We start from the raw sequence: 25,445 nt of genomic DNA on the forward strand, positions 1-25,445 counted from the left end.
CTTTTTCTGTTGGTGGACATCTTGAAAGTGGGGAACTTGATGACAACCGTACTGAAATTTGGAGGCAGCTCTGTTGCCACAATCGAACAAATACAAGCCATTTCAGACTATTTACAAACACGTGTGGCGACCGGTGAAAAATTGGTCGTCGTCGTATCAGCAATGGGCAAGACGACGGACTCGCTCCTGTCGCTCGCTAAACAAATCACGGAGCGCCCGATGATTCGTGAACTCGATCGGCTACTCGCCGTCGGGGAAGAACAGACGATCAGTCTACTCAGCATCGCCTTGAACTCGCGAGGGGTACCTGCCATTTCACTCACCGGACAACAAGCCGGGATTGATACGATGGGCATCCATACGAAGAGCAAAATCAAAGCGATTCGTAAAGAAGTATTACATGAGAAGTTGCGTCAACATGACGTTTTGATTGTCGCTGGTTTCCAAGGTGTGAATGAAGCGGGAGACGTTACGACACTCGGGCGTGGCGGTTCGGATACGACAGCAGTCGCACTTGCGGCCGTCCTCAGTCAACGTTGTGAAATTTATACGGATGTGGCTGGGGTGTATACGACGGACCCGCGGATTCATCCGACGGCGAAGCGCCTCGACACGGTCTCTTATGATGAAATGATGGAGATGAGTGCACTCGGCTCTAAAGTCATGGAAATGCGAAGCGTCGAGCTCGCGAAAAAGTATGACGTGAATATTTTTGTTGGAAAGACGCTCTCGAGCGAAGGAGGAACATGGATCATGGATACGACGCAAGCAATGGAACAGAAAGCAGTCACGAGTGTGAGTGTCGTCAAAAACGTACTCAGTGTCTCAATTAAACACATCCCGCACACGGCAGCCGGAGTCGCGGACATCTTTGAACGATTGTCTGAACGTCACGTCAATATCGATATGATTTCACAGACGGCGTTCGATGGCGAAGTGTTCCTTTCGTTCACATGTCCACTCGACGAAGAGGCGTTCTTAGAAGAGGCACTCGCAGAATTAACAGCGACCTTGCCACAAATCAAAATCGATCGCCATACGGAACACGCAAAAATTTCGGTCGTCGGAATCGGCATGCGAGACGCGACAGGCGTCGCATCAGAACTCTTCGCGACGTTCCGCGAGATGGGGATTCCGTTCTATCAAGTCACGACATCTGAGATTAGCATTTCCTACACGATTCAAGAACAAGACGTGGAAGCGGCAGTCGCAGCCATTGCGGCTCGCTTCAACTTATAAGGGGGTAGCACGATGTATAACGTAGCTGTCGTCGGCGCAACGGGCGCCGTCGGACAAAAAATGATTGAGGTCCTAACCGAATACGAATTTCCAATCAGTGAACTGAGACTATACGCTTCGGCCCGTTCGGCTGGGAAGACGGTCGAGGTGAACGGACAATCGGTCGTGATTCGTGAATTGAACGATTCAATCTATGCCGATCCAATCGATATCGCCCTGTTCTCTGCCGGTGGAAGTATCAGCGAACAGTATGCGCCACGCTTAAGTGAACAAGGGGTCATCGTCATCGACAACTCAAGCGCATTCCGAATGCAAGAAGGAATTCCGCTCATCGTACCGGAAGTGAATCGAGTCGAACTCAGCCCGGAGAAGACACTCATTGCGAACCCGAACTGTTCAACGATTCAATCAGTCGTCGCGCTCGCGCCGCTATCGGAAGTATATGGATTGACGCGAGTCGCCTATACGTCTTATCAAGCCGTATCCGGTTCGGGTCAAAAAGGGATTGATGACCTCGAACGCGGTGCTCGCGGTGAGGATCCGACGAATTATCCGTATCCGATTTATGATAACGTGTTGCCGCACATCGACGTGTTCTTAGAAAATGGCTATACGAAAGAAGAACAAAAAATGATTGAAGAGACGCGTAAAATTTTGAACGCGCCGAATCTCGGCGTAACAGCCACTTGTGTCCGAGTGCCAGTACGAAACAGCCATGCGGTATCCATCACGTTGACGCTCGAACGGGATGCGACAGTCGCAGAAGTCAAAGCCGTACTCGCAGATGCGCCAGGGGTCGTGATCATGGACAACCCGGCCGAACTGTCATATCCGACGCCACTTGATGCAAACGGGACCGATGAGGTGTATGTCGGTCGAATCCGCCGGGATGACTCACAGCCGAATACATTCCATTTGTGGTGTGTCGCGGATAACGTTCGAAAAGGGGCAGCGGCAAATGCGGTACAAATCGCACAATGCATGATCAGTCAAACAGCGACAAAATAAGGAGGAGATGACATGTTCACAGGAGTTGCGACAGCACTAGCGACACCATTTCAAAAAGATGGGCAGTTAAACTTGGAGGCATGGACGGCGTTGATTGAAGACCAAATTCAAGAGGGAGTAAGTGGACTCGTCATCGGTGGAACGACCGGCGAAGGGATGACACTGACGAATGAGGAATTCGAGACTTTGCTCGTTCGAGCAGTAGAGGTCGCGAACGGTCGAGCGGTGATCATCGCGGGAACGGGATCAAACAATACGGCTGTCAGTATCGAAAAAACGAAGCGCGCCGCAGAACTTGGAGCGGAAATGGCGATGGTCGTTACCCCGTACTATAACAAGTCGACACAAGCTGGGCTCCTCGCTCACTTTACAGCGATTGCAGATGCATCACCGATTCCGCTCATGCTCTACAACGTCCCGTCACGGACTGGCGTCGCCTTAGCACCTGAAACGGTCGGGGAGCTCGCAGAACATCCGCGCATCACGGCCTTAAAAGAAGCGAGTGGAGATATCTCGGTCATGGCACAGATGATGGCTCACCTTCCGGAAGGATTCACCGTTTATTGCGGAAATGACGATCAGATCTTGCCATATATGGCGTGGGGCGCTCAAGGTGTCGTTTCAGTGTTATCGAACGTTTACCCGGGTGCGACCGTCGCCTTGGCAGAAGCACTTTTAGCAGGTGATCTTCAGACGGCGCGCACATGGCAATTACGCCTCCTCCCCGTGATCGACGAACTTTTCGCAGAAGTGAATCCGATTCCTGTGAAGGCTGCTCTTCAAGCGAGAGGATTTGAATTTGGTGCGCCACGTCTTCCGCTCGTCCCGATGAGCGCGACGGCCGAAGCGAAATTGCTATCGGCGATGGAGCAGTTTAACGAGGTGAGACAATGAATGTACTCATCCACGGGTTCGGTGCGATGGGACGAATCGTCGAAGAAGTCGCCAACGCGCAAGGCGTGAACGTCTCGGCAATCGTATCACCGGGAAGTGACGAGCACCTGGCATCATTAGACGAGGTGGATGCACAAGTCGATGTCGTCATTGATTTTTCAAATCCGGCATTACTTCCTGGCTTGCTCGCATTCGGGAGGTCACGCAAGATCCCGCTCGTCATCGCGACGACAGGATTCACACCTGAGGAACTTGCGGATATCGAAGAAGCATCATCAGACATCCCGATTTTTCAGTCGTATAACACATCGTATGGGATTGCTTTGTTGAAGCAGTTACTCGATCAACTCGTTCCGCTCACGCTCGGCTATGATATCGAGGTCATCGAGGCGCACCACCGAAAGAAAGTGGACGCGCCAAGCGGCACGGCGGAGCTGTTGGCCCGCGCCATCAAAGCGAAGCGAGAGGTGACACCGATTTACGAACGAACATCACGCCGGGAAGCGCGTGGCGCCGAAGAGTTGGGCATGCACTCGATTCGCGGCGGCACAATCTTCGGGGAGCATACGGTGCTCTTCGCAGGAGATGATGAAATGATTGAATTGAAACATACCGCGCTATCGAAACGCGTCTTTGCAAATGGGGCCCTTGCTGCAGCAGCAACGATCATCGATCGCCCCGCAGGACTTTATAATCTATCGAACTTATACGAGGAGGCTACTCATGTTACTCACAAACGCTTATGAAATCGCACAATATATTAAAGATGCTAAAAAGGAAACACCAGTAAAACTTTACGTAAACGGCCAATTGGCAGGTCTTGAAATCGAAAAAGCGAAAGCATTCGGTACAGACGAGTCGAAACTGTTCTTGACGACGGCGGAGCGCGCAGCAGCTTTCTTAGAAGCGAACGCATCTGTCATCACCGATTCACACCTTGAATATGATCGTCGCAACAGTGCCGTTCCAATGCTCGATACGACACAACTCAATGCACGAATTGAACCAGGTTCGTTTATCCGTGACCACGTTCAAATCGGAAACAACGCTGTCGTCATGATGGGGGCTGTCGTCAACATCGGAGCGGTCATCGGAGATGGTTCGATGGTCGACATGAACGCCGTCATCGGAGCGCGCGGAACGCTCGGGAAAAACGTTCACCTTGGCGCGGGTGCCGTGGTCGCCGGTGTCCTTGAGCCACCTTCAAAAGATCCGGTCATCATCGAGGACGGTGTCATGATTGGAGCGAACGCGGTCATCTTGGAAGGCGTTCGCGTCGGTGAAAATGCGGTAGTCGCAGCTGGAAGTGTCGTCACGCAAGATGTGCCTCCAGGTGTGGTCGTCGCGGGTACACCGGCACGAGTCATCAAGCAAAAAGATGAAAAAACTTCTGAAAAAACGCAACTTGTTGATGACTTACGCTCTCTCTAACGTATAATAGACAGAAAATATAAACAATGAGGAATGGGAGAGTTGCATTATGGAACAGTATGGACAATGGATGTGGAAAGACGGGGCTTGGATTGAGCCGACTGACGCAAACACGAGTATCATGACACACGCGATTCACTACGGAAGCGGGTTTTTTGAAGGGATTCGCGCGTATCACACGGAAGAAGGCCCAGCCATCTTCCGCTTACGTGAACACTTGGAGCGACTCGTTCGCTCGTGTGCATACTACCACGTCACGCTACCTTACACGGTAGACGAACTCGAACAAGCAACGATGGAATTGATTGAACGAAACGGATTTGAAGCATGTTATATCCGCCCGTTCGTCTTCCTCGGGACACCTTGGCAAGCACTTATGCCGACAGCAGAGACGAAGGTACATGTTGCCATCTCGTGTTGGCCGCTCGGCGAATATTTCAGCAAAACAGTCGGGATTCGGGCGAAAGTGGCCTCGTATCGCCGCGTATCTTCTACGATGATGCCGATGCAAGCGAAAGCCGCATCAAACTATATGAACTCACAGTTGTTAAAAGGAGAAGCGCTTCGTGACGGATTTGATGAAGCGATCGCCCTCGATATGAACGGAAACGTCAGTGAGGCGAGCGTCGCGAACATCTTCCTCGTCAAAGGGAAGACAATCACGACACCGTCGCTCGATTGCTCCGTACTCGATGGCATCACACGTCAGACGGTCATGCAACTTGCGCGTGAAGCAGGTTACGAAGTCGTGGAACGTCACATCGGGCGCGATGAGTTATATGTAGCCGATGAGATCTTCTTGACGGGAACGGCAGCCGAGGTGACGAGCGTCATCGAGGTCGATCACATCTCAATCGGTGGCGGCGTCCAGTCGGTCGCGACAGAAATGTTGACACGCTATCGTGAGGCCGTGACAGGACAACTTCCGGAACACCGTGATTGGGTTACGTTTGTAAAATCAGCAGTCAAAGAGTAAAGGAGTTTTGAACGATGGGAGTCACAATTGACTTGAATGCGATTCGCGAGAACAAACGTCGGATTGAAGCGCTAGGGCGCCCCGTGTTTGCGGTCGTGAAAAACAACGCCTATAACCTAGGGATGGAGCCAGTTGTGACGACTTTGTATGATGAAGGGGTCCGTCACTTCATGGTGACAACAATCGAAGAAGCGATCGAAGTTCGAACGCATGCAGAAGCGGCTCGAGTCCTCGTCATGAATCCGGTCTATACGTGGCAACACGTCCATGCCCATGACTTTGATGTCGCCATCGGGTCATATGAATGGCTCGTCTCACAGCGAGAGCATCTCGATGGGGTTCGCCTACACTTAAAACTGGATGTCGGGATGAACCGATTCGGTGCCAAAACGTTTGAAGAAGCGCTACAAATCGTCGCCTTCTGTCAAAATGAAGGATTGGACCTCGTCGGATTATGTACGCACTTCCCGCTTGCGGATGCAGATAACGCGGAAGTCGAGCATAGCGTGCAAGTCGAACGTTTTGCCGACTGGTCGACGCGTTTGATGGAACGTCATACGTTTGAATTGATCCATGCGGCAAATAGTGCAGCCACGCTTCAAGATGACGCGCGCTTGCATCATTGCACACATGTGCGTGTCGGAATTTTCTTATATGGCTATTCATCGGTCGAACCCGTTGAATGGTTGGTTCCCGCTTTCTATTGGGAGACGGAAGTGGTCGCGGTCCATGACATCGAAGCGGGGGCTCATGTCGGATATGGGACGGGATACACAGCCGAAACGAAGGAGCGAATTGCCGTTCTTCCTGTCGGATACGGAGATGGGTTAATGCGAGCGAGACGTCACTTGCCTGTTCATATTGAAGGGAAAGCCTATCCGTTCGTCAGCAATATCTTTATGAGTCATAGCTTCATCAAAGTGGACGACGACGTACAAATCGGCGATCGGGTCACACTGTATGGGGTAGAAACGAAAATCGATGACGTGACACGTGTTGGTTACGCCAACAATTCAGAACAGCTCTGTGCTCGTTCATGGCGTGTCCCCCATCGCTTTGAAGGAGGAATTGTATGTACACCACCAATCAATCAGAATGTTTGATCGAAGGTGTGTCCGTCCGTGAACTTCAAGCGACGTACGGGACACCTTTATACATCATGAGTGAGCCAGAACTAGAGCGTCGCCTCGGGATTGTCCAGGATGCGTTCCTAGACAAGTATCCGAACACGTATGCGTTATACGCGTCAAAAGCGTTATCGATTGCGGCCGTGTATGAAAAAGTAATGGCGGCAGGTTTAAGTGTCGACGTCGTCTCAAGGGGTGAGATGTACGTGGCACTGCATGCCGGTGTACCGGCAGAGCGCATTCACGTCCACGGGTCGAACAAAACGATTTTGGATATCACGTTCGCACTCGAACAGGGGATTACACACTTTACCATCGACAACATGCGTGAAATCAGCATCTTGTCAGGACTTGCGGCTGAATATAATCGTGAAGTCGATGTTCTTCTCCGCATCGTGCCTCAAGTCGTTGGAGGTGCCCATGCGGCGATTCAAACGGGTGGGGTTGATACAAAATTCGGTTTTCCGACGCATGACGATACGTATTTGGATGCCGTTCGTGCGACGTTGGAAGCGGAACATTTACAGTTGAAGGGCATTCACTGTCACGTCGGTTCTCAAATTCAAGATCCGACCCTCTTCATCAACACGGTGAAGACGATGGTGCGCTTCATGGATACGATTCGTCAAGAGACCGGCTATACGACGGATGTGTTAAACATTGGTGGTGGCTTCGGTGTCGCTTACTTGGATGAAGACGAGCGTCTCGACTTCGCACAAACGATGGAGCGTGTGATGGAGACGTTGGTCGAGGAAGTCGAGGCACGTGAATTGCCACTTCCGAAAATCGGGATTGAACCTGGTCGTTGGCTCGTCGCCAATGCAGGCGCCACGCTTTATGAGGTGGGAACCGTCAAAGAAGTGAGTGGCGTACGCACGTTTGTGTCCGTCGATGGTGGGATGACAGATAACATTCGTCCGGCGCTATATGACGCAGAATATGAAGTCGTGGCAGCGACTCGGATGAATGAAGAGAAGACGCTCGAGGCAAAAATTGTCGGAGCGTGTTGCGAGTCGGGAGACATCATCTCGAACCGCTCTTTGATCCCTCCTGTCACACCGGGTGATTTGCTACTCGTCAAAGCAACGGGAGCGTATAACTTCTCGATGGCGAGTAACTATAACCAAATGCTTCGTCCTGCCGTTGTATTCGTCAAGGATGGGCATCATCGCCTCGTCGTACGTCGCCAAACGTTTGAAGACTTGGTGGCGTGCGAGGTCATTGGTCAATCGATTTAAAGCTACAGAGCAATCTGTAGTCTTTTTTTGATTTTGAAATGAGAACGTTTTTCAATTATGATAGAGAAGAGAAAAAAAGGGGAAGTGACGGTCATGACAAAGACAGCAGCACAACAGTTAATTGAAGAAAGACGCACCGTTCGGATGTTCAAAGAAGAACCGATTGATACGATGGTGCTATATGAGGTGTTGCAATCGGCACACCAGGCACCGTTTCATAATAAAGTCGAGCCATGGAACGTGTATGTGTTCAACGGGGATGGCAAACAAGTGTTACTCGATGCGCTCGAGCCAGCCTTCTCGGAGGCGTCAGAAGGACAACGTGAAAAAGTGACAGGACGCATCTTGAATGCAGCAACGTGTATGTATGTGACGGCAAAGCGATTTGAGACGGAAAAAGGAAATCGTGACGCGTTGCTCGCGACGGCGACATTTATTCAAAATGTTCAACTCTTATTCAGTGAACGTGAGATCGGAATGGTCTGGCGTACGGGCGGACTTTTTGACGATGCGCGTTTGAAAGAAATGATTGGAGCGGAAGGGGAGACGTTTATCGGTCTTCTGCAAATTGGGAAATATGACACAGCAGATATCCCTGCACCGAAAGCACGACAGCCGATTGATGCACACTTGACCATTTTTGAATAAAAAACGAGCGAAGGGAGAACTTGACAGCCGATTGATGCACACTTGACCATTTTTGAATAAAAAACGAGCGAAGGGAGAACCCTTCGCTCGTCGTCTATATGAATCCGTTATCGTTTTAATTTAGTTGCGAGCCAATCTTGAATCACAGGTGTTGGAATCATCCAGCCGTTCCTCCATTTTTAGAATCTTCTTCTCTACTATTATCCAAATGCATACGTTCCCAAACCTCACGATGTGCACCATGGAGTGTGTCATCGAAAGAATCATCGATATGAAGGCCATAACTTGGGTTAATCGATGAGGCATACAAATCTAACATGAGTCGATCGTGGTTCGGATACATAGAGTGGGCTCCTTTCCATACGTCAGCTTGGCTACACTATTAGTATACAAAGGAACTGTGTAGAAAATTCGAGAGAAACGTTAACATTTTATGAATCTTGTAAACGCTTTCACAAACTGTGTGTTTCGCTTACGGGTACGCACGACTGTTGGTACTGCTCAGCACGTTTCGCATACTTCTTAACCGTTCTCTCCATGATGAAGCGGTCTTCGTCGTTCAGAGGACGGACGACTTTTGCTGGTACGCCCATCACCATCACCCCTTCAGGGACTTGCATATTCGGTGTCACAAGCGCACCCGCAGCCACGAATGACCCTTTCCCGATTTTTGCACCATCGAGCACGGTAGCGTGCATCCCGATCAAGCAATCCTCTTCAATCTCACACCCGTGAATCATCGCCATATGACCAATCGAGACACGGTCATGGATAATGGTCGGTGAACCCTCATATTGATGGATCATCGAACCATCCTGAATATTGACATAAGAACCGATTCGGATTGGACCCTCGTCTCCACGGATGACGGTGTTGAACCATACTCCTGAGTGTGCCCCGATTGTCACATCGCCAATGACATGTGATCCTGGTGCAAGATAAGTCGTCGAATCGACGTGTGGTGTCAGTTCTCCTAGTTTGTATTGCATCGTTGTAACCCCTTTCAGATCGATATGCTATCATTGTCGCACAACTTGAAAAAGAAATTGCAACGAAAAGAATATTCTTGGTAAGATAGTTAAAATACGTTGAATAAGGAGATCAAAAGATGGAGAAACAACATTTGATTGACATCGCCGCAAAGAAAAAGAAAGCGGCCGTCGTCTTTAAAGACGTCGCTGTGATTGACGTGTACAGTCGTGAGACGATTCGTACGGACGTCGCCATCGATGCCGGGTATATCGTGGCAATTGGGGAAGGATACGATGGAGAGGTCGAATATCATGACCCGACTTGGACGCTTGCCCCGTCCTTTATCGATTCGCACGTCCATATCGAGTCGTCGATGGTCCCACCTCATGAGTTTGCGAAAGCGGTCTTGCCACTCGGGGTCACGACGGTCATTGCGGACCCGCATGAGATTGCGAACGTGAACGGGGCGCTTGGGATTGAATATATGTTAGCGGATGCAAAAGGGCTACCGCTTGACGTCCGCATGATGTTACCGAGCTGTGTGCCGGCGACACCATTCGAACATGCAGGTGCAAAGTTATACGCAGAAGACTTGGCACCGTTTTTAGGAGACCCTGGTGTACATGGATTAGGTGAGGTCATGGACTATCCATCGGTCGAAGCAGGAAGCGAGGATATGCTTCAAAAGATTGTGCAGACGGAACAAGCGGGCAAAGTCGTGGATGGCCATGCTTCGGGTCTCAATCCTGATCAATTGAATGTATATCGCTCAGCAGGAATCATGACGGACCATGAATGTACGACTGCAGAAGAGGCGATTGAACGGGTACGACGTGGATTCTACGTTCAAATTCGAGAAGGTTCCGTTGCACGAAATGTGGAGAAGGTCAGTTTGGCCGTGACAGAAAGCAATGCCCATCGTTTCCTCTTCTGTACAGACGATAAGCATTTGGATGACTTGGTCGCAGAAGGTGGGATTGACTACAACATTCGTACGGCAATCAAGCAAGGCGTTAAGCCAGAAACGGCCTATGCGATGGCGAGTTTACACGCTGCAGAAGCTTATGGGTTAAAAGAAATCGGGGCCATCGCACCTGGGAAGAAAGCAAACTTCGTCATCTTGTCAGACGTCGAATCGGTAAAAATCGAGCAGGTGTACGTCAACGGTACGCTCGTCGCCGAAGCGGGGAATGCGACATTTGACGCTGATGGGATTGAAGTACCGAAGCCGATGAAAGGTGAACTCGAATTACCTGAATTGACAGCCGACTCGTTTCGAATTGCTCCGAGCGACGAGGAAGTGGATGTCATTCAAGTGCTTCCGAACAGCTTGTTGACGAAACGACAACGTCTTTCGTTCCAACCGGATGCATCAGGGGCAGATTTATCGCAGGATATCGCCACGCTCGCCGTCATCGAACGTCATCATGGGACAGGTCACATGGCGCTAGCTCCTGTCACCGGATTCGGGTTAAAACGAGGTGCACTTGCAGCTACTGTAGCCCATGACAGCCACAACTTGGTCATCGCTGGAGTCAGCCCAGAGGATATGTTACTCGCAGCGAGAACGCTTGAAAAAGTAGGTGGAGGGGTCGTTGCCGTATCGGAAGGTGAGGTGCTCGCCGTGTTGCCGCTTGAAATCGGTGGTCTCATGACGAAACGTCCTTACCGTGAAGTGGCAGATATTCTCGAACAGTTAAATGATGCGCTCGACGTTGTCGGTGCACACCGTCACTTTAACCCATACTTGACGATGTCATTCCTTGCCTTACCGGTCATTCCGGATTTGAAATTGACCGACATGGGATTGTTCGACGTGACCACTTTCTCATTCATCAACGATTGACTCGGTCTAACGTATGATTTTTGTTAAGAACGGTCGATAACGATTGAATGACTGACAGGAAGTTGGTATAGTTACGACAAGTTTCATCGGGTCAAAATTGAAAGGGGGGATATTACAGATGGAACAAGTTGCTTACAATCGGTCGTATGATGAACATGAGGAATTGATCAATTCTGTATATCGTGCTTTCAAGGACCGATGCGAAGAACTGCCAGAAGAAACGCAGACGAAACGCCGTTTACGGCGACTCATCTTTTCTACGATTAAAGAACAGACGAAGTCTCACGCTGACCGATTCGTGTTATACCACTTCTTCAACGATTTCTTTAAAGCAGTAGAGACGAATGACCAAGAAGCGCTTGCTGTATTGAAGCGAATCATTCGTGATGAAAAAAACTATTGATATGTGACGTCAACTTGTGATAATTTAGACGTAACTTTAAATGAATATTCGTGCTATCGATGAGGTAGAGGTGCGATGCTGATGAGTAAGTAGTCGGAGGATGACAACGATGAGGACTACAAAAAGGCAGGATCGCCGAAGTGCAACACCATGTCCGTGGGGTTGTGCTGGGCTGACGGGAAACACCCGTCGGACTGCCATACATATTTACGTATGGAGCGCTCCAAGTCGGCTAAGAAAGACGGAACATCCAGCGAGGGTGTCGGCTTTGTTGCCGATGCCCTCGCTTTGCGTTTTTTTAAGCATAGGGGGGCCTCATCCTAATAAAAAAGGAGGAATTCAGCATGGTAGATTATTCAACTTCGGTACTTTCACTCGTACCGGCATTACTCGCAATTATTATGGCAATCACTACAAGAAAGGTCATCCCATCACTCGGTGTCGGGATTATCGCAGGGGTACTTCTCCTGCACAGCTTTAATCCGCTCGATTCGATTCAATACTTGTGGTCGAACATTATTGCTCTATTCTGGTCGGATGGAGCCATTAACGAATGGAATGTCTTGTTGATTGCGTTCTTGCTCCTTCTCGGTATTTTGTCGTCAATCATTCAAACGTCGGGTGGCGCACGCGCATTCGGTGAATGGGCTGCTGCGAACGTCAAGACGGCACGCGGTGCGCGTCTCGTATCGTTTGGTCTTGGTATTTTGATCTTTATCGATGACTATTTTAACAGTTTGGCGGTCGGGAACATCAGTCGTCCACTCACAGACCGTAAAAACATCTCACGCGCGAAACTTGCGTACACGATTGACTCAACAGCAGCACCTGTCTGTGTCATCAGCCCGCTTTCAAGTTGGGGCGCGTACATCATCGCCATCATCGCTGGAATTTTGACAAAATATTCGATTGATAGCTACTCATCATTCTCTGCGTTCATTCAAATCATTCCGATGAACTTCTATGCCGTCTTCGCACTCTTGTTGACAGCGTATGTGGCCTTTACTGGACTTGCCATCGGACCGATGCGTACGCATGAACTGCGTGCCCTACAAGGTGAATTGTATGATTCAGCAAAAGGGAAGCCAATGGGAATGAGCGAAGATTTGCATGAACACGAAGGTGGGAAAGTTCGCGACTTGATCGTTCCAATCATCACACTCATCATTGCGACTGTTTCGGCCATGCTCTATACAGGTGGACAAGCATTGGCTGCAGACGGCCAGAACTTCTCATTGATTGGGGCGTTCGAATCGACAGATGTGACGCGTTCACTCGTCGCAGGTGTCGTCATCAGCTTGATTGTCGCACTCCTTCTTCTTGTCGGTCGTAAAATCCCGGCGCGTGACTATGGAAAAGCGGCATGGGAAGGCGTCCGTGCGATGTGGCCAGCCGTCCTCATCCTCTTGTTTGCTTGGACAATCATTGCAGTCATCAGTGATATGAAGACAGGTGAATACTTGGCGAGCTTCGTCACGGATACGATTGCCGCTTCGTACTTGCCACTTCTTCTCTTCTTGATTGCTGGAATCATGGCATTCTCGACAGGGACGAGCTGGGGAACGTTTGGTTTGATGCTTCCGATCGGGGCAGACTTGATCATGGCAGTCGAACCAGAGCTTCTTCTCGCATCACTCGCTGCTGTGTTGGCCGGTGCAGTGTTCGGTGACCACTGTTCGCCAATCTCGGATACAACGATCCTCAGTTCGACAGGAGCTGGCTCACACCATATCGATCACGTGGTGACGCAATTACCATATGCAATCCTTGCAGCAATCGTCTCAGCAATCGGATACTTGGTACTTGGAATCACAGCATCGATTTGGATTGGGTTCTTCGCGGCATTGATCACGTTTGTGGTACTAGTGGGAATCGCGCAAGTGATTTCAAAACGTGGAAAAGTACCTGCTGACATTCGCGCACAGCGTGAGGCTTAATAGATGAAAATGACTTCCATCGATTTGATGGAAGTCATTTTTTTGTGATTGTCACTACATAAATGAGGCGGTCGAACAGTCTACCGAGAATGAACCAGAAGGAGACTGTCATGATGTAAAGTGCTGACTGAGGCAGGGAGGTCGGATGGATGATGTGTGAGGAAAACCAGGGTGTCTCAAGCAACCAGAATGGAGGCGAAGATAAAAACAATAAGATGTTCTTGTCATCCAATCCAGTAATATTGAGGATGCTGATTGCGGTAGCCAATAGGGTGAGCCATAGCGTCCAACTCTTCATAAGTAAAAATCCCCTTCACCACAGAAAAACATCCTTGATCCGTATAGGTATCAAGGATGTTATCTCATTATTTGACGTCAAGCCACTTGAAGCTCGCATCGGCACCGAACGGGTGACGATACATGTTTTCGATGTTTGAACGCTCTAAGTATGCTTCACCTTTTTGGTAAATCGGAGCGATTGCGAAGTCTTCTTCAAGAAGGATACGTTCAGCTTCTTGCATCGTTTCCCAACGCTTCATCTGATCGGCTTCTTTCTTCGCTGATTGGATCAACTGATCATACTCGTCGTTTGAGTACTCCATACGGTTGAATGGTCCGTCTGTGACCCACATGTCGAGGTATGTCATTGGATCCTGATAGTCAGGGCCCCAACCAGCAGCAGAAACGTCATACTCACCTTTTCCTTCGAGGTCAAGGAAGTTTTTGAACGGTTGTTGTTTGATGTTAAGCGTTAAACCAGGCAAGTTCTTTTCGAGTTCACCTTTGATGAACTCGTTGACTTTCTTGAACGCTTCTTCGTCACGTGAGAGGAACTCGAGCTCGATTGTTTCGACTCCTAGCTCTTCAAGACCTTTCTCCCAAGCGGCTTTCGCTTCATCAACATTGTAGCTGAGGAGGTCTGGATGCTTCTCACGGAAATCAGCGCCGTCTTCTGTGAATGTGAAGTCTTTTGCCACGATGAAGTTCGCTGGCTGTGAACCGTCCGTCAAGATGACATCCGTTACACTTTGTTTATCAAATCCTTTGGCAAGTGCCTCACGAATGTTGACGTTTTGAAGCGCCTCGTTCTTTTGGTTGAAACGAAGGAAGTTGATCCGTGCATCGGCACGCGTCTTAAATTCATCGCTGTCTTCAAATTGTGGAACGAATTCAGATGAGAGAAGCGTGTAGTCCGCTTCGCCTGACTCGAACAAGTTGACACCCGTCGATACGTCTTTTACGACTTTGACGTTGATCGTATCCATCTTCACGTTTTCAGCATCCCAATACTCTGGGTTTTTCTTATAAACCCATCCTGCATTGTCTTGCCATTCGCTTAACACATAAGGACCGTTATAGAGCGTCTTGTCGACAGAAGTCGCGAATTCTTCGCCCTGTTCTTCAACAAACTCTTGTTTTTGTGGCATGTAGGTCGGGAAACCAGTTAATCCTAAGAAATATGGTGCTGGTGCTTCCAATTGAACTTCAAGTGTCTTCTCGTCGATTGCTTTCGCACCGAGATCGTCAAGAGACGCTTCGCCTGCAAGAATTTTATTTGCATTTTTTAAGTCTTGAAGGATATACGCATACTCTGCACCTGTTTCTGGGTTGAGCGCACGTTTCCAAGAGTATACAAAGTCTTCAGCTGTAATTGGAGAACCGTCTGACCAGTTCGCGTCACGTAGTTTAAATGTGTATGTAAGACCATCTTCTGATACTTCGACATCTTCAGCGATCCCTGGTGTCGGTTGGTTGTTCTCGTCTAGACGATATAACCCTTCGAACACGTTGTTCGTCACGATAATCGATGTCGAGTCCGTCGTAAGTGTTGGATCGAGCTGTGGCAAATCTGTCGCCGATACCATCGTGATTTCTTTTTTAGCATCGCCTGAAGATGAATCCTCCGAACTTGATGAGTCATCTCCTGTACTACAAGCTGCCGTCGCTAATAATGCGACCCCCGATAAAGCTAGCCATTTTTTGTTACGCATTATACAACCTCCCGAAAATTCTGATAATTTAGAATATGTTGTAATTAAACTACATCTGGGATGAATATGCAATGGAATTTTTCAAATTATTCGAAAATATAAACTTATTTAGAATGTCTATCCTTCAATCCTTTTAGGAAGTAGAATAGAAAAATCAACGAATGATTATACAGTATTTTTGTATAGTTATTCGATAAGATTATAGATTGGTGGAGGCGTTAATTTGAAACAACATTCAGCCGGAATCGGCTTTTTCGGTCTCGCGGCCATGGTCGTCGGGACAATGATTGGTGGAGGTGCCTTTAATCTCCCAGGTGCTATGGCACAAGGGGCAGGCGTAGGACCTGTTTTAATCGGATGGGGAATTACGGGGATCGGGATGATCATGCTTGCCTTTGTCTTTCAGTTTTTAGCGGACACGCGTCCTGAATTAGAAGGTGGCATTTACGCCTATGCACGGGAAGGGTTCGGTAAATTTGTCGGATTTAACAGTGGATGGGGTTACTGGATGTCAGCATGGATTGGGACAGTGGCAAACATCACCTTGATTTTTAGCACGTTGGCATACTTTTTCCCTGTATTCTCGGCAGAACATCGATTGTTCCGTTTGTTCGTCAGTGCAATTTTGGTGTGGGGATTATTTTGGCTCATTTCCCGTGGAATGCGGGAGGCGGCACTGTTGAACATCGTCACGACGATTGCGAAGCTCGTTCCGATTTTTTTGTTCATCGTGCTCATTCTCTTCGCGTTTCAGATTGATACGTTCCGGGTCGACTTTTGGGGCGAGTCGGGATTTGTTTGGGCAAATGTTTTCCCTCAAGTGAAGTCTACGATGCTCGTGACATTATGGGCGTTCGTCGGTATTGAAGGGGCAGTCGTCTTGTCCTCGCGCGCGCGTCAGAAAAAAGATGTAGGTCGAGCGACAGTGATCGGTTTGATTGGCACATTGTTGATCTATATGATGATTTCGATTTTCTCGTTCGGTGTCATGACGCAAGAACAACTCGCAGCGTTACCAGAACCGTCGATGGCATATGTGTTAGAAGCAGTCGTTGGACCGTTCGGGGCGACATTGATCAATATCGGACTGCTCATCTCATTGACAGGGGCATTGCTCGGATGGACGATTTTAGCGACCGAAATTTCATATGTCGCTAGTCGAGACGGTGTCTTCCCGAAAGTGTTCAATCGATTGAACGCAAACGATACGCCAGTGAACGCATTATTGATCACACAAATGTTTACGCAAGTCGTCACAGCTGTTGCATTGTTCTCGGAGCAGACGTATCTTGTCTTGTCGAGTATCGCCGGGATCGCAGCACTCGTTCCATATCTATTCTCGGCACTTTATGGATGGATGGAAGCGAAGCGGACGGCATCGTTACGGATGATGGTCATCTCTGCCATCGCTTCGTTATACGCCACATGGCTACTGTATGCATCGGGAATCGAATACGTCCTGATTGCGATGATTCTTTACGCACCTGGTGTATTTGTCTTTCTGTTAGCAGAGCGGGAACAAGGACGCCCATTCTTAACACGCGCGCAGTCAATCATCGCCGTCATTATTTTGTTGTGTGCCACGTATGGCGTATATGGTCTTTGGACATCATCGATTGCATTATAAGAAAACTCACCGACGCTTCATGCGTTCGGTGAGTTTTTTGATGATCGGAGTAATTGTTCGATTGCCTCTGGAGAAGCAGGTCTTGCATACAGGTAACCTTGGAATGAATCACACGCGGTAGACTTTAAATGCTGAAGCATCTCTTCGTCTTCGACCCCTTCGGCCACAACATGAAGATTCAAGCTCTTTCCGAGATGGACGATGACGTCAAGCAAGTGAGATTTAGATGTCATCCAGTCGTCGAGAAATACTTTATCAATCTTAAGCTCATCGACGGGGAATGACTTTAAATATTGCAAGGACGAGAAGCCCGTTCCAAAATCGTCAATCGACAGGCGGTAATTCAGTCGCTTAATCTGCTCCATGCGTTCAATGATTTCGTCGGTTTGTTGCATGACCAAGCTTTCTGTAATTTCTAAAATGACATCTGATGTGTCGAGTTGGAGTTGTTGCTTGATGTTTCGAAGCGTATTCAAGAAACTGTCGCTTCGGAACTGGTTTGGTGAAATATTGATCGCCATCGAGAGAGGCTGGTCAAATTCAGCCTTCCATGTCTTCAATTGTTTTGTCGCCTCTAAAATGACCCAGTTGTTGATTGGAACGATGAGCGCCATTTCCTCTGCGAGTGGAATGAACTCGGAAGGAGGGATTTGTCCCAATTCTTCGTGATGCCAACGAAGGAGCGCTTCAAAGCCAATGAGATGGTCTGTCGCCAGCTCATATTTTGGCTGATACTCGAGATAAAAGTGTTTTTCTTCTAGCGCGCGATATAAGGCTTTTTCAATATGAATTTGTCTTGAGAAAGCGGCATCCATATCTTTTGTCACGAATTGAATCGTACCAACTCCAATCTGTTTTCCTTTGAAGAGGGCACTTTCAGCACGCGTATACAGTTCCTCGAGTGAACTCGCAGAAGACGGATAAAACACACAACCGACCGAAATGGAGACCATGATCGAGTGATGGTAGATTCGGAATGGTCGTTGCAACTCGTGTTGCAGATGGCGGAGTGATTGAAACACTTCTTCTTTTGACTCTTCAAAGAACATGACGCCGAACAGTCCGCCCGTCGGATGGAACAATAAAGCGGATTCTGGAATGAGGTGAAGTGCACGTTCCTTGATTTGGACGAGGAGCTCATTCCCGACACGAGATCCGAACGATTCGTTGATGATCTTGAAACGATCGATATCGAATAAAGCGATGTGGAGAAGTCCTTCTCGCTCATCGCTTTGTTGAAGGATTAAATCGTATTGACGTAAGAAGCCTTTTTTATTGTAGAGTCCAGTTAACTCGTTTTGGTAGGCTAAGAATCGAACTTCTTTTTCGAGGCGTTTCTTTTCTGAAACATCGAATCCGAACGCTGTATACTGAATCATATCATTTTTTTCACTGACAATCGGCACGACGGTCAAATTAAGCCAACAAGGCTCATCATCGTGCTCTTTGCATGAAATCGGCATTTCCCCGTTCCAGATGCGGTTCGTCGCCAAGGACGTTAAGACATCACGTGAAATCCCATCTTGATCGCTAGCATCATGAATGAGCTCGAACCAGTTCTTCCCGATTAATTGTTGTTCCGTTGCATCGAGCAGATGACACAAGGATGGATTAATATCAACGATTTCACCTTTTGCGTTCGTCGCCAAGTAATGGGTCGATTGCTTGATCATTTCTTGAAAATGATGGAGCAAATTGAATTGCTCTGTACTGATGAGCGGGCCAAACCCTTTTGGCAGGAAAGCGAGGAAATAGCCATAAATGCCTTCGAGCGAAAAAGATTGCAAGTATGCGGTCGCATAGATGACGGACCCATCTTTATGTTGGAACGGCGTCATCGCCGTCGTCGAAAACGGATATTGAAGGAGGAGCGGTGTCCATGTTCTTAAAGCATGTCCCAACTGCCGAACGACAGGAAGTGGTTGATGGAGGACTTCTTCACGTTCCCAGCCGAACAATACTTCGGCATGTGTATTCCATAACAGAACCGTACCATCTTGAGAAATAAAACAACACGGTACAGATAAAGCATCGATGAATTGGTCTACCGATAAATCACGCAATGAAGCCACATCATTTCCTCCAATCTGTCATGCTAAATGCATATTCTAATGTCAGTGTACCTGATTTTGCCAATTCAAGGAATGCTTAAGTTCGTCATTGTCAAAAGAAAGACGGACATCATATACTGAAAGGGTAAGATAGTTTTGAATAAGGGGGAAGCAATATGTCAAAAACACATGATGTGATTGAGCTGACAGAAAAATTCGGGGCACACAACTATCATCCACTGCCGATTGTTATTTCGGAGGCGAAAGGGATTTGGGTAACCGATCCTGAGGGGAATCGCTACATGGATATGTTAAGTGCATACTCTGCAGTCAACCAGGGACACTGCCATCCGAAAATCATTCAAGCGCTCAAAGATCAGGCAGATAAGATTACGTTGACGTCACGTGCCTTCTACAACGATCAACTCGGACGCTTTTACGACAAAGTGGTAACGCTTACAAAAAAACAAATGGTGTTGCCGATGAACACGGGCGCAGAAGCCGTAGAGACAGCGGTAAAAACAGCCCGTCGTTGGGCGTATGAAGTAAAAGGGATTCCAGGTCAGGCCGAAATTATCGTCTGCACCGGAAACTTCCATGGACGTACGATGGCTGCTGTGTCGATGTCGACTGAAGCAGAGTACCAACGTGGGTTCGGACCATTATTACCAGGATTCAAAGTCGTACCATATGGCGATATCGATGCGTTTGAAGCGGCAATCACAGAGAATACAGCAGCGTTTATCGTGGAACCGATTCAAGGTGAGGCAGGAATTATCATTCCACCAGAAGGCTACTTGAAACGTGCATCTGAACTCTGTCAACAACACAACGTCCTGTTCGTCGCTGATGAGATTCAGTCTGGTCTTGGTCGTTCAGGAAAATGGTTTGCCATCGAGTGGGAAGATGTCACACCGGATATGTACATTCTCGGAAAAGCACTCGGAGGCGGTGTCTTCCCGATTTCATGCGTTGCCGCGGATCAAGAGATTCTCTCCGTATTTAATCCAGGTTCACACGGCTCGACGTTCGGCGGAAACCCACTCGCTTCCGCGGTCTCAGTCGCAGCGCTCGAAGTGTTGGAAGAAGAGAAACTTGTCGAACGCTCACTAGAGCTAGGGACGTATTTCATGGAACGTTTGAAATCAATCGATAATCCGATGATTCGCGACGTCCGTGGACGTGGATTATTCATCGGCATCGAATTGACGGAAGCAGCTCGTCCATATTGTGAAGCACTCAAAGAACGTGGACTCCTCTGCAAAGAAACGCATGAGACAGTCATTCGATTGGCGCCACCTCTCGTCATCACGAAAGAAGAGCTCGACCAAGCGTTTGAAGCAATCGAAGCAGTTCTTGCTCCGGCAGCTATTTCGTAAATAGCGACAGCTTGGTATAATAGCCTCAGTTGAATGGACACCTGCATGTTGCAGGTGTCTTTTTCGTGGAGGAGGGCATGAGATGCTGTACGTATACGTTGGGTTAGCAGGTGCAGTTGGAGCGTTGGCAAGGTACGGACTTGGATTACTAGTCGCTTCTTTCGGAACGAGCCCGTTTCCAGTCGCGACACTCCTCATCAACTTAATTGGAAGCTTTCTGTTAGGATGGCTGACGCATCGATTCCTTCAAAGGGGAAAACCTTCTCCTCAAATCGTCACGATTATCGGAACCGGAATGATTGGATCATTTACCACGTTTTCCACGTTTAGTGTAGAAACGATTCAATTAGTTGAACATGATCATGTACTTCTCGCTGTTACATATATATTCCTCAGCATCACGCTCGGTTTATGGAGTTCCTGGTTCGGTTATCGCATCGGAACAAAAACGTCGACAAGAGGTGAAGTGAAATGACGCTTATCTGGATTGCAGCTGGCGCCTTTATCGGTTCGATTCTCCGCTTCGCAATCGGTCAGGTCATGAAAAAGTGGTTTGATTCAACTTTTCCTTGGGCGACGTTGTTCGTCAACGTGACAGGGTCATTTGGTCTCGGGTACTTGTACGCGCACACCGATTACCAATCGCTCATCCTCTTTTTAGGCATCGGATTTTTTGGATCGTTTACGACGTTCTCGACTTTAAAACTGGAATTGATGCGGTTTGCGACAAAAGACTGGGTTCGATTCGGCCTCTATTTGCTTGCGACCTATCTGTTCGGACTTATTGCGGCTTACATCGGTTGGTCGATGTAATAACACAACACCCCTTCAATCGAAGGGGTGTTGTGTTTATTCTGCGTGTTGAAGCTTTTCTGTGCATGAAGCACATGTCGTTTCGTATGACTCGCACTGTTCGTCCATATGGTTCCCGCATTCCTGACATGTCTTATCCGGTAATTTTTGATAAAACTCGACAGATGATTCGAGTCGGCTCGCCCATTCATTCATATGAAAATGCCTCCTTCGGTAAATTGTCTGACAGTTTAGATTGTTGTTATGATTGTATTATAACAGAAGTATAAAAGTCAACTATAATATATAACAGATATATCGACGAATTTTTGCTACACTATATACACATAAAAGACGAGGTGAGAAATATGAAAGTGCCCCAATGTGAGACGATTGGGATCCAATCAGAAGACGTACCGACGCTACAAACTGCCTTGGCACAATTGGATGCCCCGCGTGTCAGTCGGTTGTTTAAAGCGTTCGCTGACCCGACTCGTTTGAAAGTACTGTATGTCCTGACGCTCGAACATGAACTTTGCGTTTGTGATGTTGCCGCCGTCATCGGTCATTCAAATGCGACCGCATCCCATCATTTACGGACGTTACTCGAACAAGGACTAGTGAAATATCGAAAAGAGGGGAAAGTCGTGTATTATTCATTAGACGACGAACATGTCAGGCAGCTTGTTGAAATTGCGCTGGCCCATAGCGAAGAACAGAAAGATGTTTGAATCCAATGACCGATCCTTTTAGGATTCGGTCATTTTTTCCTATTGTCATGAATTTCATTTCGCGATACGATATATTCAAATGAGCGTTTGAATGTTAGGGGGAACGAGATGAGAAACCGAGACGTGTTACCTGTGTCTGGAATCACTTGCACGAACTGTGCTGCGAAAATCGAGCGGGATATCACGAAACGCGAAGAAGTGGCATCTTGTCAAATTGATTTCGCGACGAGTCGAATGATGATTGAATGGATTGATGTCTCTGAACGCAAAGCGATGCTCGAGTCAATCGAGCAGACGATGAAACGAATCGAGCCGGGTGCGAAGTTTATCAAAACAGAGGAAGATCAAACCGAACAACGAGATACGGTCCTTTGGCGATTCCTTGCGGCTGCCCTCATATTTTCGATTGCCCTTTGGATGGATTCCATTCCAGGCTACATCGTAGCGTATGGGCTAGCTGGATATGATGTCGTTTCTGGTGCCGTCCGAAATGTATGGCACAGGGAATGGTTTGACGAAAAGTTCTTAATGACCATCGCGACCATCGGTGCATTCGCGATTGCCGAATATCCGGAAGCCGTAGCGGTCATGTTGTTTTATCAACTTGGAGAATACGTGCAAGGGCGTGCGGTGCGCGCTTCGCGGAAGTCGATACAATCTTTGTTAAACATGAGACCAACACTCGCTCGTGTACTAATTGGTGAGGAAGAAGTTGAGCGATTGCCAGAAGATGTAGCGGTCGGTTCACACCTGATTGTCCGTGCCGGAGAACTCGTTCCGATGGATGGGATTGTATTCAGTGGTGCGAGTTCACTCGATACAGCTTCATTGACAGGTGAGGCGGTTCCTCGTCAAGTGAGAGCGGGTGAAGAGGTGTTGGCGGGGATGATCAATTTGGAGGGACGACTCGTCATCCGAACAACGAAGCTCGCCGCCGAATCGAGCCTCCAAAAGATGATTGCCCTCGTAGAAGAGGCGAACGGGAAAAAGGCGAAGACAGAACAGATGATTACCCGATTGGCGAAAGTCTATACACCTTTCGTTGTCGTCATGGCGACACTCGTCGCATTTGTTCCGCCGCTATTTGTCGGAGACTTGTCAGAGTGGGTTTACCGTGCACTCATTTTCCTCGTCATCAGTTGTCCGTGTGCGCTCGTCATTTCGATTCCCTTAGGTTATTTCGGTGGGATTGGAGCGGGCTCTAAACAAGGTGTTCTTGTAAAAGGCGGAGAATATTTAGACACGTTAACAGAAGTGGACACTGTCGTCTTTGATAAGACAGGAACGTTGACGACAGGGCGATTTGAAGTGACGAACGTTGTGACAACGGAAGGGGTGCACGCTGAAGAATTGTTGCACCTTGCCGCTCGCGTCGAACGAGCATCGAATCATCCGCTCGCGCGAGCCATCGTCAATCGAGTCGGAGACGTTCAGCCGTTCGAATCGATTCAAGAAGAGCCCGGATATGGTCTCCATGCCCATGATGGCGATGATCACATTTACGTGGGTAGTGCTCGGTATATGAGATATTTAGGTCAAACGATTGAGGATACCTCGATTGGGACAAGTGTTCACGTGATGAAAAACAATCGTTGGCTAGGGCGAATCGAATTAATGGATACGGTGAAGCCGGATGCGTATCCTGCAATCCAAGCGTTGAAGGAAGCCGGATACCGGACGGTGATGTTATCGGGAGACCGCCGCGAAGTCGCTACAACAATCGGCGAACGACTCGGACTAGATGAGGTGCGAGGCGAATTGCTTCCGCACGAAAAAGTAGAAGCGATTGAACAGATGACCGCCTCCCAAAAAGTTGCATTTGTCGGAGATGGAATGAACGATGCGGCAGCGTTGGCACGAGCCGATGTCGGACTTGTTATGGGGGGAGTCGGAAGTGATACAGCGGTCACGGCAGCGGATGTTGTCTTGATGCATGACGACCCGAACGATGTGGTCCGAGCTATCAAGCTCGGGAAGCAGACAAAACGTGTCGTCTGGCAAAATATTTTCTTTGCGTTCGGAACGAAAGCGCTCGTTTTGGTTTTCGGGTTATTCGGAATTGCTACGATGTGGGAAGCTGTCTTCGCGGACGTCGGTGTGGCACTGCTTGCTATTGCGAATGCGACGAGATTATTACGAATGACGTCATCATGACAAAAGGAGTGTTTCAGCATCATGAACTGAGCCCTGTTTTACGGACAGTTTAATAAAAAGTGCCTCGAATTCTATGCGGCGATCAGATGGCTCCGGTATTGCTCCGGGGTCATCTTTTTTAGGTTCCATTGTTTGCGTTCGCTGTTGTAATAGTCGATGTAGGAGTCGACCATCGAACGAACCTCGCTGAGGTCCAGTGCCGACCGATGCTCGACATGATCTTTCAGGTGTCCGAAGAAGGACTCGATTGGTGCGTTGTCGAGACAGTTCCCACGACGTGACATGGATTGGACCAACCCCAGTCCGCGAATCCGCGACTGATAGGCGGGATGGGTATAGTGGAACCCTTGGTCCGAATGAATCATCGCCTCAGGATGTAGGTTCCCGTCGAGGTGCTCTTCGAGCTTCCTCGTCGTCTGAAAGACGAGGTCCATGTGAAGGCTCGGCGACAGATGGTGCGCCACGATTTCACGTGTCGCGACGTCCTTCACACAAGAGAGATAGACGTTCTGTCCCTTTCGAGTAGGGAGATAGGTGATGTCCGTCACGAAAACCTTGCCTGGCTCGTCCTGGTCGAACTGACGATTCAGACGATTCGGGACCGTCCTGTGCTCCTGTGTCGCCTTGGCGAGCTTCCGATATGCGTTCTTCGTGCGGATTTTTGTGACGATCCCGTATTTCCGCATCAGCCGAAGGATACGTTTATGGTTCATGGGTGATCCGACGAGGTCGAGGACCTCCATATAGAGCCCGCGATACCCGATCTTCCCGTGCCGACGATCGTGGAGCTGTTTCAGGAGAAGATAGTCCGCGTAGTCGCGCTCTTCCCGTAGGGAGTCCTTTTCCGCACGCTTTAGCCAGGCATAGTAGCCGCTTCGGCTCACACCAGCGATCTCGCAGAGTGGACGGACGAGGTTCTTCAGACGGAACGTCCGGAGGACGGTGTTGATGACATGATATCGCTCTGTCGGTGTCAGTCGGTTCGCTTCGCCCGCCCCTCG

25 protein-coding genes and 1 riboswitch are annotated in these 25,445 nt (G+C 48.7%); of the genes, 18 read left to right on the forward strand and 7 right to left on the reverse strand.

Translation table 11 applies throughout. From position 1 onward, the window contains the following. The 9 genes from ON063_RS10560 to ON063_RS10600 all read left to right on the forward strand — a co-directional run. On the forward strand, positions 1-1,239 hold a 1,239-nt coding region (locus ON063_RS10560; protein ID WP_446719133.1), incomplete at its 5' end, for an aspartate kinase. Positions 1,240-1,251: 12 nt separating this feature from the next. Then, complete coding sequence (locus ON063_RS10565; protein WP_274665102.1) at positions 1,252-2,247, forward strand: aspartate-semialdehyde dehydrogenase; 996 nt, start codon at positions 1,252-1,254, stop codon at positions 2,245-2,247. A 12-nt stretch (positions 2,248-2,259) separates the two neighbouring features. Further along, positions 2,260-3,141 carry a 4-hydroxy-tetrahydrodipicolinate synthase gene (gene dapA / locus ON063_RS10570; protein ID WP_274665103.1) on the forward strand — a complete coding sequence of 294 codons (882 nt, stop codon included), beginning with the start codon at positions 2,260-2,262 and terminating at the stop codon, positions 3,139-3,141. Next, positions 3,138-3,887 carry a 4-hydroxy-tetrahydrodipicolinate reductase gene (dapB, locus tag ON063_RS10575; protein WP_274665104.1) on the forward strand — a complete coding sequence of 250 codons (750 nt, stop codon included), beginning with the start codon at positions 3,138-3,140 and terminating at the stop codon, positions 3,885-3,887. The genes dapA and dapB overlap by 4 nt, the downstream gene beginning before the upstream one ends. After that, entirely contained in the window at positions 3,865-4,572 is a 708-nt protein-coding gene (gene dapD, locus ON063_RS10580) for a 2,3,4,5-tetrahydropyridine-2,6-dicarboxylate N-acetyltransferase (RefSeq protein WP_274665105.1), read from the forward strand. The genes dapB and dapD overlap by 23 nt, the downstream gene beginning before the upstream one ends. Positions 4,573-4,621: 49 nt before the next feature. Beyond that, positions 4,622-5,548 (forward strand): branched-chain amino acid transaminase, encoded by a 927-nt coding sequence (locus ON063_RS10585; RefSeq protein WP_274665106.1) that lies wholly within the window; start codon positions 4,622-4,624, stop codon positions 5,546-5,548. A gap of 14 nt (positions 5,549-5,562) precedes the next feature. Beyond that, positions 5,563-6,651 carry an alanine racemase gene (gene alr / locus ON063_RS10590; protein ID WP_274665107.1) on the forward strand — a complete coding sequence of 363 codons (1,089 nt, stop codon included), beginning with the start codon at positions 5,563-5,565 and terminating at the stop codon, positions 6,649-6,651. Next, positions 6,621-7,913 (forward strand): diaminopimelate decarboxylase, encoded by a 1,293-nt coding sequence (gene lysA, locus ON063_RS10595; RefSeq protein ID WP_274665108.1) that lies wholly within the window; start codon positions 6,621-6,623, stop codon positions 7,911-7,913. The genes alr and lysA overlap by 31 nt, the downstream gene beginning before the upstream one ends. Before the next feature lie 93 nt (positions 7,914-8,006). Then, complete coding sequence (locus tag ON063_RS10600) at positions 8,007-8,561, forward strand: nitroreductase family protein (protein ID WP_274665109.1); 555 nt, start codon at positions 8,007-8,009, stop codon at positions 8,559-8,561. Between the two features lie 157 nt (positions 8,562-8,718). Here ON063_RS10600 and ON063_RS10605 read toward each other — a convergent pair whose 3' ends face one another. Together ON063_RS10605 and ON063_RS10610 are read right to left on the reverse strand one after the other, a co-directional pair. Then, positions 8,719-8,904 (reverse strand): hypothetical protein, encoded by a 186-nt coding sequence (locus ON063_RS10605; protein ID WP_074032988.1) that lies wholly within the window; start codon positions 8,902-8,904, stop codon positions 8,719-8,721. Between the two features lie 109 nt (positions 8,905-9,013). Next, a complete protein-coding gene (locus ON063_RS10610; RefSeq protein WP_274665110.1) occupies positions 9,014-9,550 on the reverse strand; it encodes a gamma carbonic anhydrase family protein in 537 nt (178 codons plus the stop codon). Positions 9,551-9,669: 119 nt separating this feature from the next. Between ON063_RS10610 and ade the strand changes: the two genes are divergently transcribed. The 3 genes from ade to ON063_RS10625 all read left to right on the forward strand — a co-directional run bounded on the left by ade (position 9,670) and on the right by ON063_RS10625 (position 13,719). Then, entirely contained in the window at positions 9,670-11,379 is a 1,710-nt protein-coding gene (gene ade / locus ON063_RS10615) for an adenine deaminase (protein WP_274665111.1), read from the forward strand. Between the two features lie 118 nt (positions 11,380-11,497). Beyond that, positions 11,498-11,782, forward strand: coding sequence for a hypothetical protein (locus tag ON063_RS10620; protein WP_015880753.1), 285 nt, complete (start codon positions 11,498-11,500; stop codon positions 11,780-11,782). 57 nt (positions 11,783-11,839) lie between these two features. After that, positions 11,840-12,014, forward strand: a riboswitch (Lysine riboswitch). A gap of 112 nt (positions 12,015-12,126) precedes the next feature. Further along, positions 12,127-13,719 carry a Na+/H+ antiporter NhaC family protein gene (locus ON063_RS10625; protein ID WP_274665112.1) on the forward strand — a complete coding sequence of 531 codons (1,593 nt, stop codon included), beginning with the start codon at positions 12,127-12,129 and terminating at the stop codon, positions 13,717-13,719. A 34-nt stretch (positions 13,720-13,753) separates the two neighbouring features. On the opposite strand, the gene ON063_RS10630 is transcribed toward ON063_RS10625, so the two are convergent. Further along, the gene (locus ON063_RS10630; RefSeq protein WP_274665113.1) at positions 13,754-14,017 is read right to left on the reverse strand and encodes a hypothetical protein; all 264 of its coding nucleotides are present in this window, start codon (positions 14,015-14,017) and stop codon (positions 13,754-13,756) included. A gap of 67 nt (positions 14,018-14,084) precedes the next feature. After that, the gene (locus ON063_RS10635; RefSeq protein ID WP_274665114.1) at positions 14,085-15,710 is read right to left on the reverse strand and encodes a peptide ABC transporter substrate-binding protein; all 1,626 of its coding nucleotides are present in this window, start codon (positions 15,708-15,710) and stop codon (positions 14,085-14,087) included. 223 nt (positions 15,711-15,933) lie between these two features. Between ON063_RS10635 and ON063_RS10640 the strand changes: the two genes are divergently transcribed. After that, a complete protein-coding gene (locus ON063_RS10640; RefSeq protein ID WP_274665115.1) occupies positions 15,934-17,337 on the forward strand; it encodes a basic amino acid/polyamine antiporter in 1,404 nt (467 codons plus the stop codon). Between the two features lie 17 nt (positions 17,338-17,354). On the opposite strand, the gene ON063_RS10645 is transcribed toward ON063_RS10640, so the two are convergent. After that, positions 17,355-19,409 carry an EAL domain-containing protein gene (locus ON063_RS10645; protein WP_274665116.1) on the reverse strand — a complete coding sequence of 685 codons (2,055 nt, stop codon included), beginning with the start codon at positions 19,407-19,409 and terminating at the stop codon, positions 17,355-17,357. 155 nt (positions 19,410-19,564) lie between these two features. On the opposite strand from ON063_RS10645, the gene ON063_RS10650 reads away from it, so the two are divergent. The 3 genes from ON063_RS10650 (at position 19,565) to ON063_RS10660 (ending at position 21,580) form a co-directional block, all read left to right on the forward strand. Further along, entirely contained in the window at positions 19,565-20,767 is a 1,203-nt protein-coding gene (locus ON063_RS10650; RefSeq protein ID WP_074032995.1) for an ornithine--oxo-acid transaminase, read from the forward strand. 82 nt (positions 20,768-20,849) lie between these two features. Beyond that, positions 20,850-21,242, forward strand: a complete 393-nt coding sequence (gene crcB, locus ON063_RS10655; protein ID WP_274665117.1) for a fluoride efflux transporter CrcB — start codon at positions 20,850-20,852, stop codon at positions 21,240-21,242. Next, positions 21,239-21,580 (forward strand): fluoride efflux transporter FluC, encoded by a 342-nt coding sequence (locus tag ON063_RS10660; protein ID WP_274665118.1) that lies wholly within the window; start codon positions 21,239-21,241, stop codon positions 21,578-21,580. Before crcB ends, ON063_RS10660 begins: the two co-directional genes overlap by 4 nt. Positions 21,581-21,616: 36 nt before the next feature. Here the strand turns inward: ON063_RS10660 and yhfH are convergent, their stop codons facing one another. Next, positions 21,617-21,775, reverse strand: a complete 159-nt coding sequence (gene yhfH / locus ON063_RS10665) for a protein YhfH (protein WP_214747372.1) — start codon at positions 21,773-21,775, stop codon at positions 21,617-21,619. A gap of 152 nt (positions 21,776-21,927) precedes the next feature. On the opposite strand from yhfH, the gene ON063_RS10670 reads away from it, so the two are divergent. Together ON063_RS10670 and ON063_RS10675 are read left to right on the forward strand one after the other, a co-directional pair. Next, on the forward strand, positions 21,928-22,290 hold the full coding sequence (locus ON063_RS10670; protein ID WP_214747369.1) for an ArsR/SmtB family transcription factor: 363 nt from the start codon (positions 21,928-21,930) through the stop codon (positions 22,288-22,290). A gap of 108 nt (positions 22,291-22,398) precedes the next feature. Continuing rightward, positions 22,399-24,444 carry a heavy metal translocating P-type ATPase gene (locus tag ON063_RS10675; RefSeq protein WP_274665119.1) on the forward strand — a complete coding sequence of 682 codons (2,046 nt, stop codon included), beginning with the start codon at positions 22,399-22,401 and terminating at the stop codon, positions 24,442-24,444. Between the two features lie 71 nt (positions 24,445-24,515). On the opposite strand, the gene ON063_RS10680 is transcribed toward ON063_RS10675, so the two are convergent. Then, positions 24,516-25,445: IS3 family transposase (locus ON063_RS10680; protein WP_274665120.1), on the reverse strand; the 930-nt coding region annotated here is incomplete at its 5' end.

This window comes from Exiguobacterium sp. B2(2022), assembly GCF_028823655.1.
GTDB classification, from domain to species: Bacteria; Bacillota; Bacilli; order Exiguobacteriales; family Exiguobacteriaceae; genus Exiguobacterium; species Exiguobacterium aestuarii_A.

Excerpts from the sequence above, each read along its gene's own strand:
- ON063_RS10565 (WP_274665102.1), top strand. The coding sequence starts at position 1,252 with ATGTATAACGTAGCTGTCGTCGGCGCAACGGGCGCCGTCGGACAAAAA.
- dapA (WP_274665103.1), top strand. The coding sequence starts at position 2,260 with ATGTTCACAGGAGTTGCGACAGCACTAGCGACACCATTTCAAAAAGAT.
- dapB (WP_274665104.1), top strand. The coding sequence starts at position 3,138 with ATGAATGTACTCATCCACGGGTTCGGTGCGATGGGACGAATCGTCGAA.
- dapD (WP_274665105.1), top strand. The coding sequence starts at position 3,865 with ATGTTACTCACAAACGCTTATGAAATCGCACAATATATTAAAGATGCT.
- ON063_RS10585 (WP_274665106.1), top strand. The coding sequence starts at position 4,622 with ATGGAACAGTATGGACAATGGATGTGGAAAGACGGGGCTTGGATTGAG.
- alr (WP_274665107.1), top strand. The coding sequence starts at position 5,563 with ATGGGAGTCACAATTGACTTGAATGCGATTCGCGAGAACAAACGTCGG.
- lysA (WP_274665108.1), top strand. The coding sequence starts at position 6,621 with ATGTACACCACCAATCAATCAGAATGTTTGATCGAAGGTGTGTCCGTC.
- ON063_RS10600 (WP_274665109.1), top strand. The coding sequence starts at position 8,007 with ATGACAAAGACAGCAGCACAACAGTTAATTGAAGAAAGACGCACCGTT.
- ON063_RS10605 (WP_074032988.1), bottom strand. The coding sequence starts at position 8,904 with ATGTATCCGAACCACGATCGACTCATGTTAGATTTGTATGCCTCATCG.
- ON063_RS10610 (WP_274665110.1), bottom strand. The coding sequence starts at position 9,550 with ATGCAATACAAACTAGGAGAACTGACACCACACGTCGATTCGACGACT.
- ade (WP_274665111.1), top strand. The coding sequence starts at position 9,670 with ATGGAGAAACAACATTTGATTGACATCGCCGCAAAGAAAAAGAAAGCG.
- ON063_RS10620 (WP_015880753.1), top strand. The coding sequence starts at position 11,498 with ATGGAACAAGTTGCTTACAATCGGTCGTATGATGAACATGAGGAATTG.
- ON063_RS10625 (WP_274665112.1), top strand. The coding sequence starts at position 12,127 with ATGGTAGATTATTCAACTTCGGTACTTTCACTCGTACCGGCATTACTC.
- ON063_RS10630 (WP_274665113.1), bottom strand. The coding sequence starts at position 14,017 with ATGAAGAGTTGGACGCTATGGCTCACCCTATTGGCTACCGCAATCAGC.
- ON063_RS10635 (WP_274665114.1), bottom strand. The coding sequence starts at position 15,710 with ATGCGTAACAAAAAATGGCTAGCTTTATCGGGGGTCGCATTATTAGCG.
- ON063_RS10650 (WP_074032995.1), top strand. The coding sequence starts at position 19,565 with ATGTCAAAAACACATGATGTGATTGAGCTGACAGAAAAATTCGGGGCA.
- crcB (WP_274665117.1), top strand. The coding sequence starts at position 20,850 with ATGCTGTACGTATACGTTGGGTTAGCAGGTGCAGTTGGAGCGTTGGCA.
- ON063_RS10660 (WP_274665118.1), top strand. The coding sequence starts at position 21,239 with ATGACGCTTATCTGGATTGCAGCTGGCGCCTTTATCGGTTCGATTCTC.
- yhfH (WP_214747372.1), bottom strand. The coding sequence starts at position 21,775 with ATGAATGAATGGGCGAGCCGACTCGAATCATCTGTCGAGTTTTATCAA.
- ON063_RS10670 (WP_214747369.1), top strand. The coding sequence starts at position 21,928 with ATGAAAGTGCCCCAATGTGAGACGATTGGGATCCAATCAGAAGACGTA.
- ON063_RS10675 (WP_274665119.1), top strand. The coding sequence starts at position 22,399 with ATGAGAAACCGAGACGTGTTACCTGTGTCTGGAATCACTTGCACGAAC.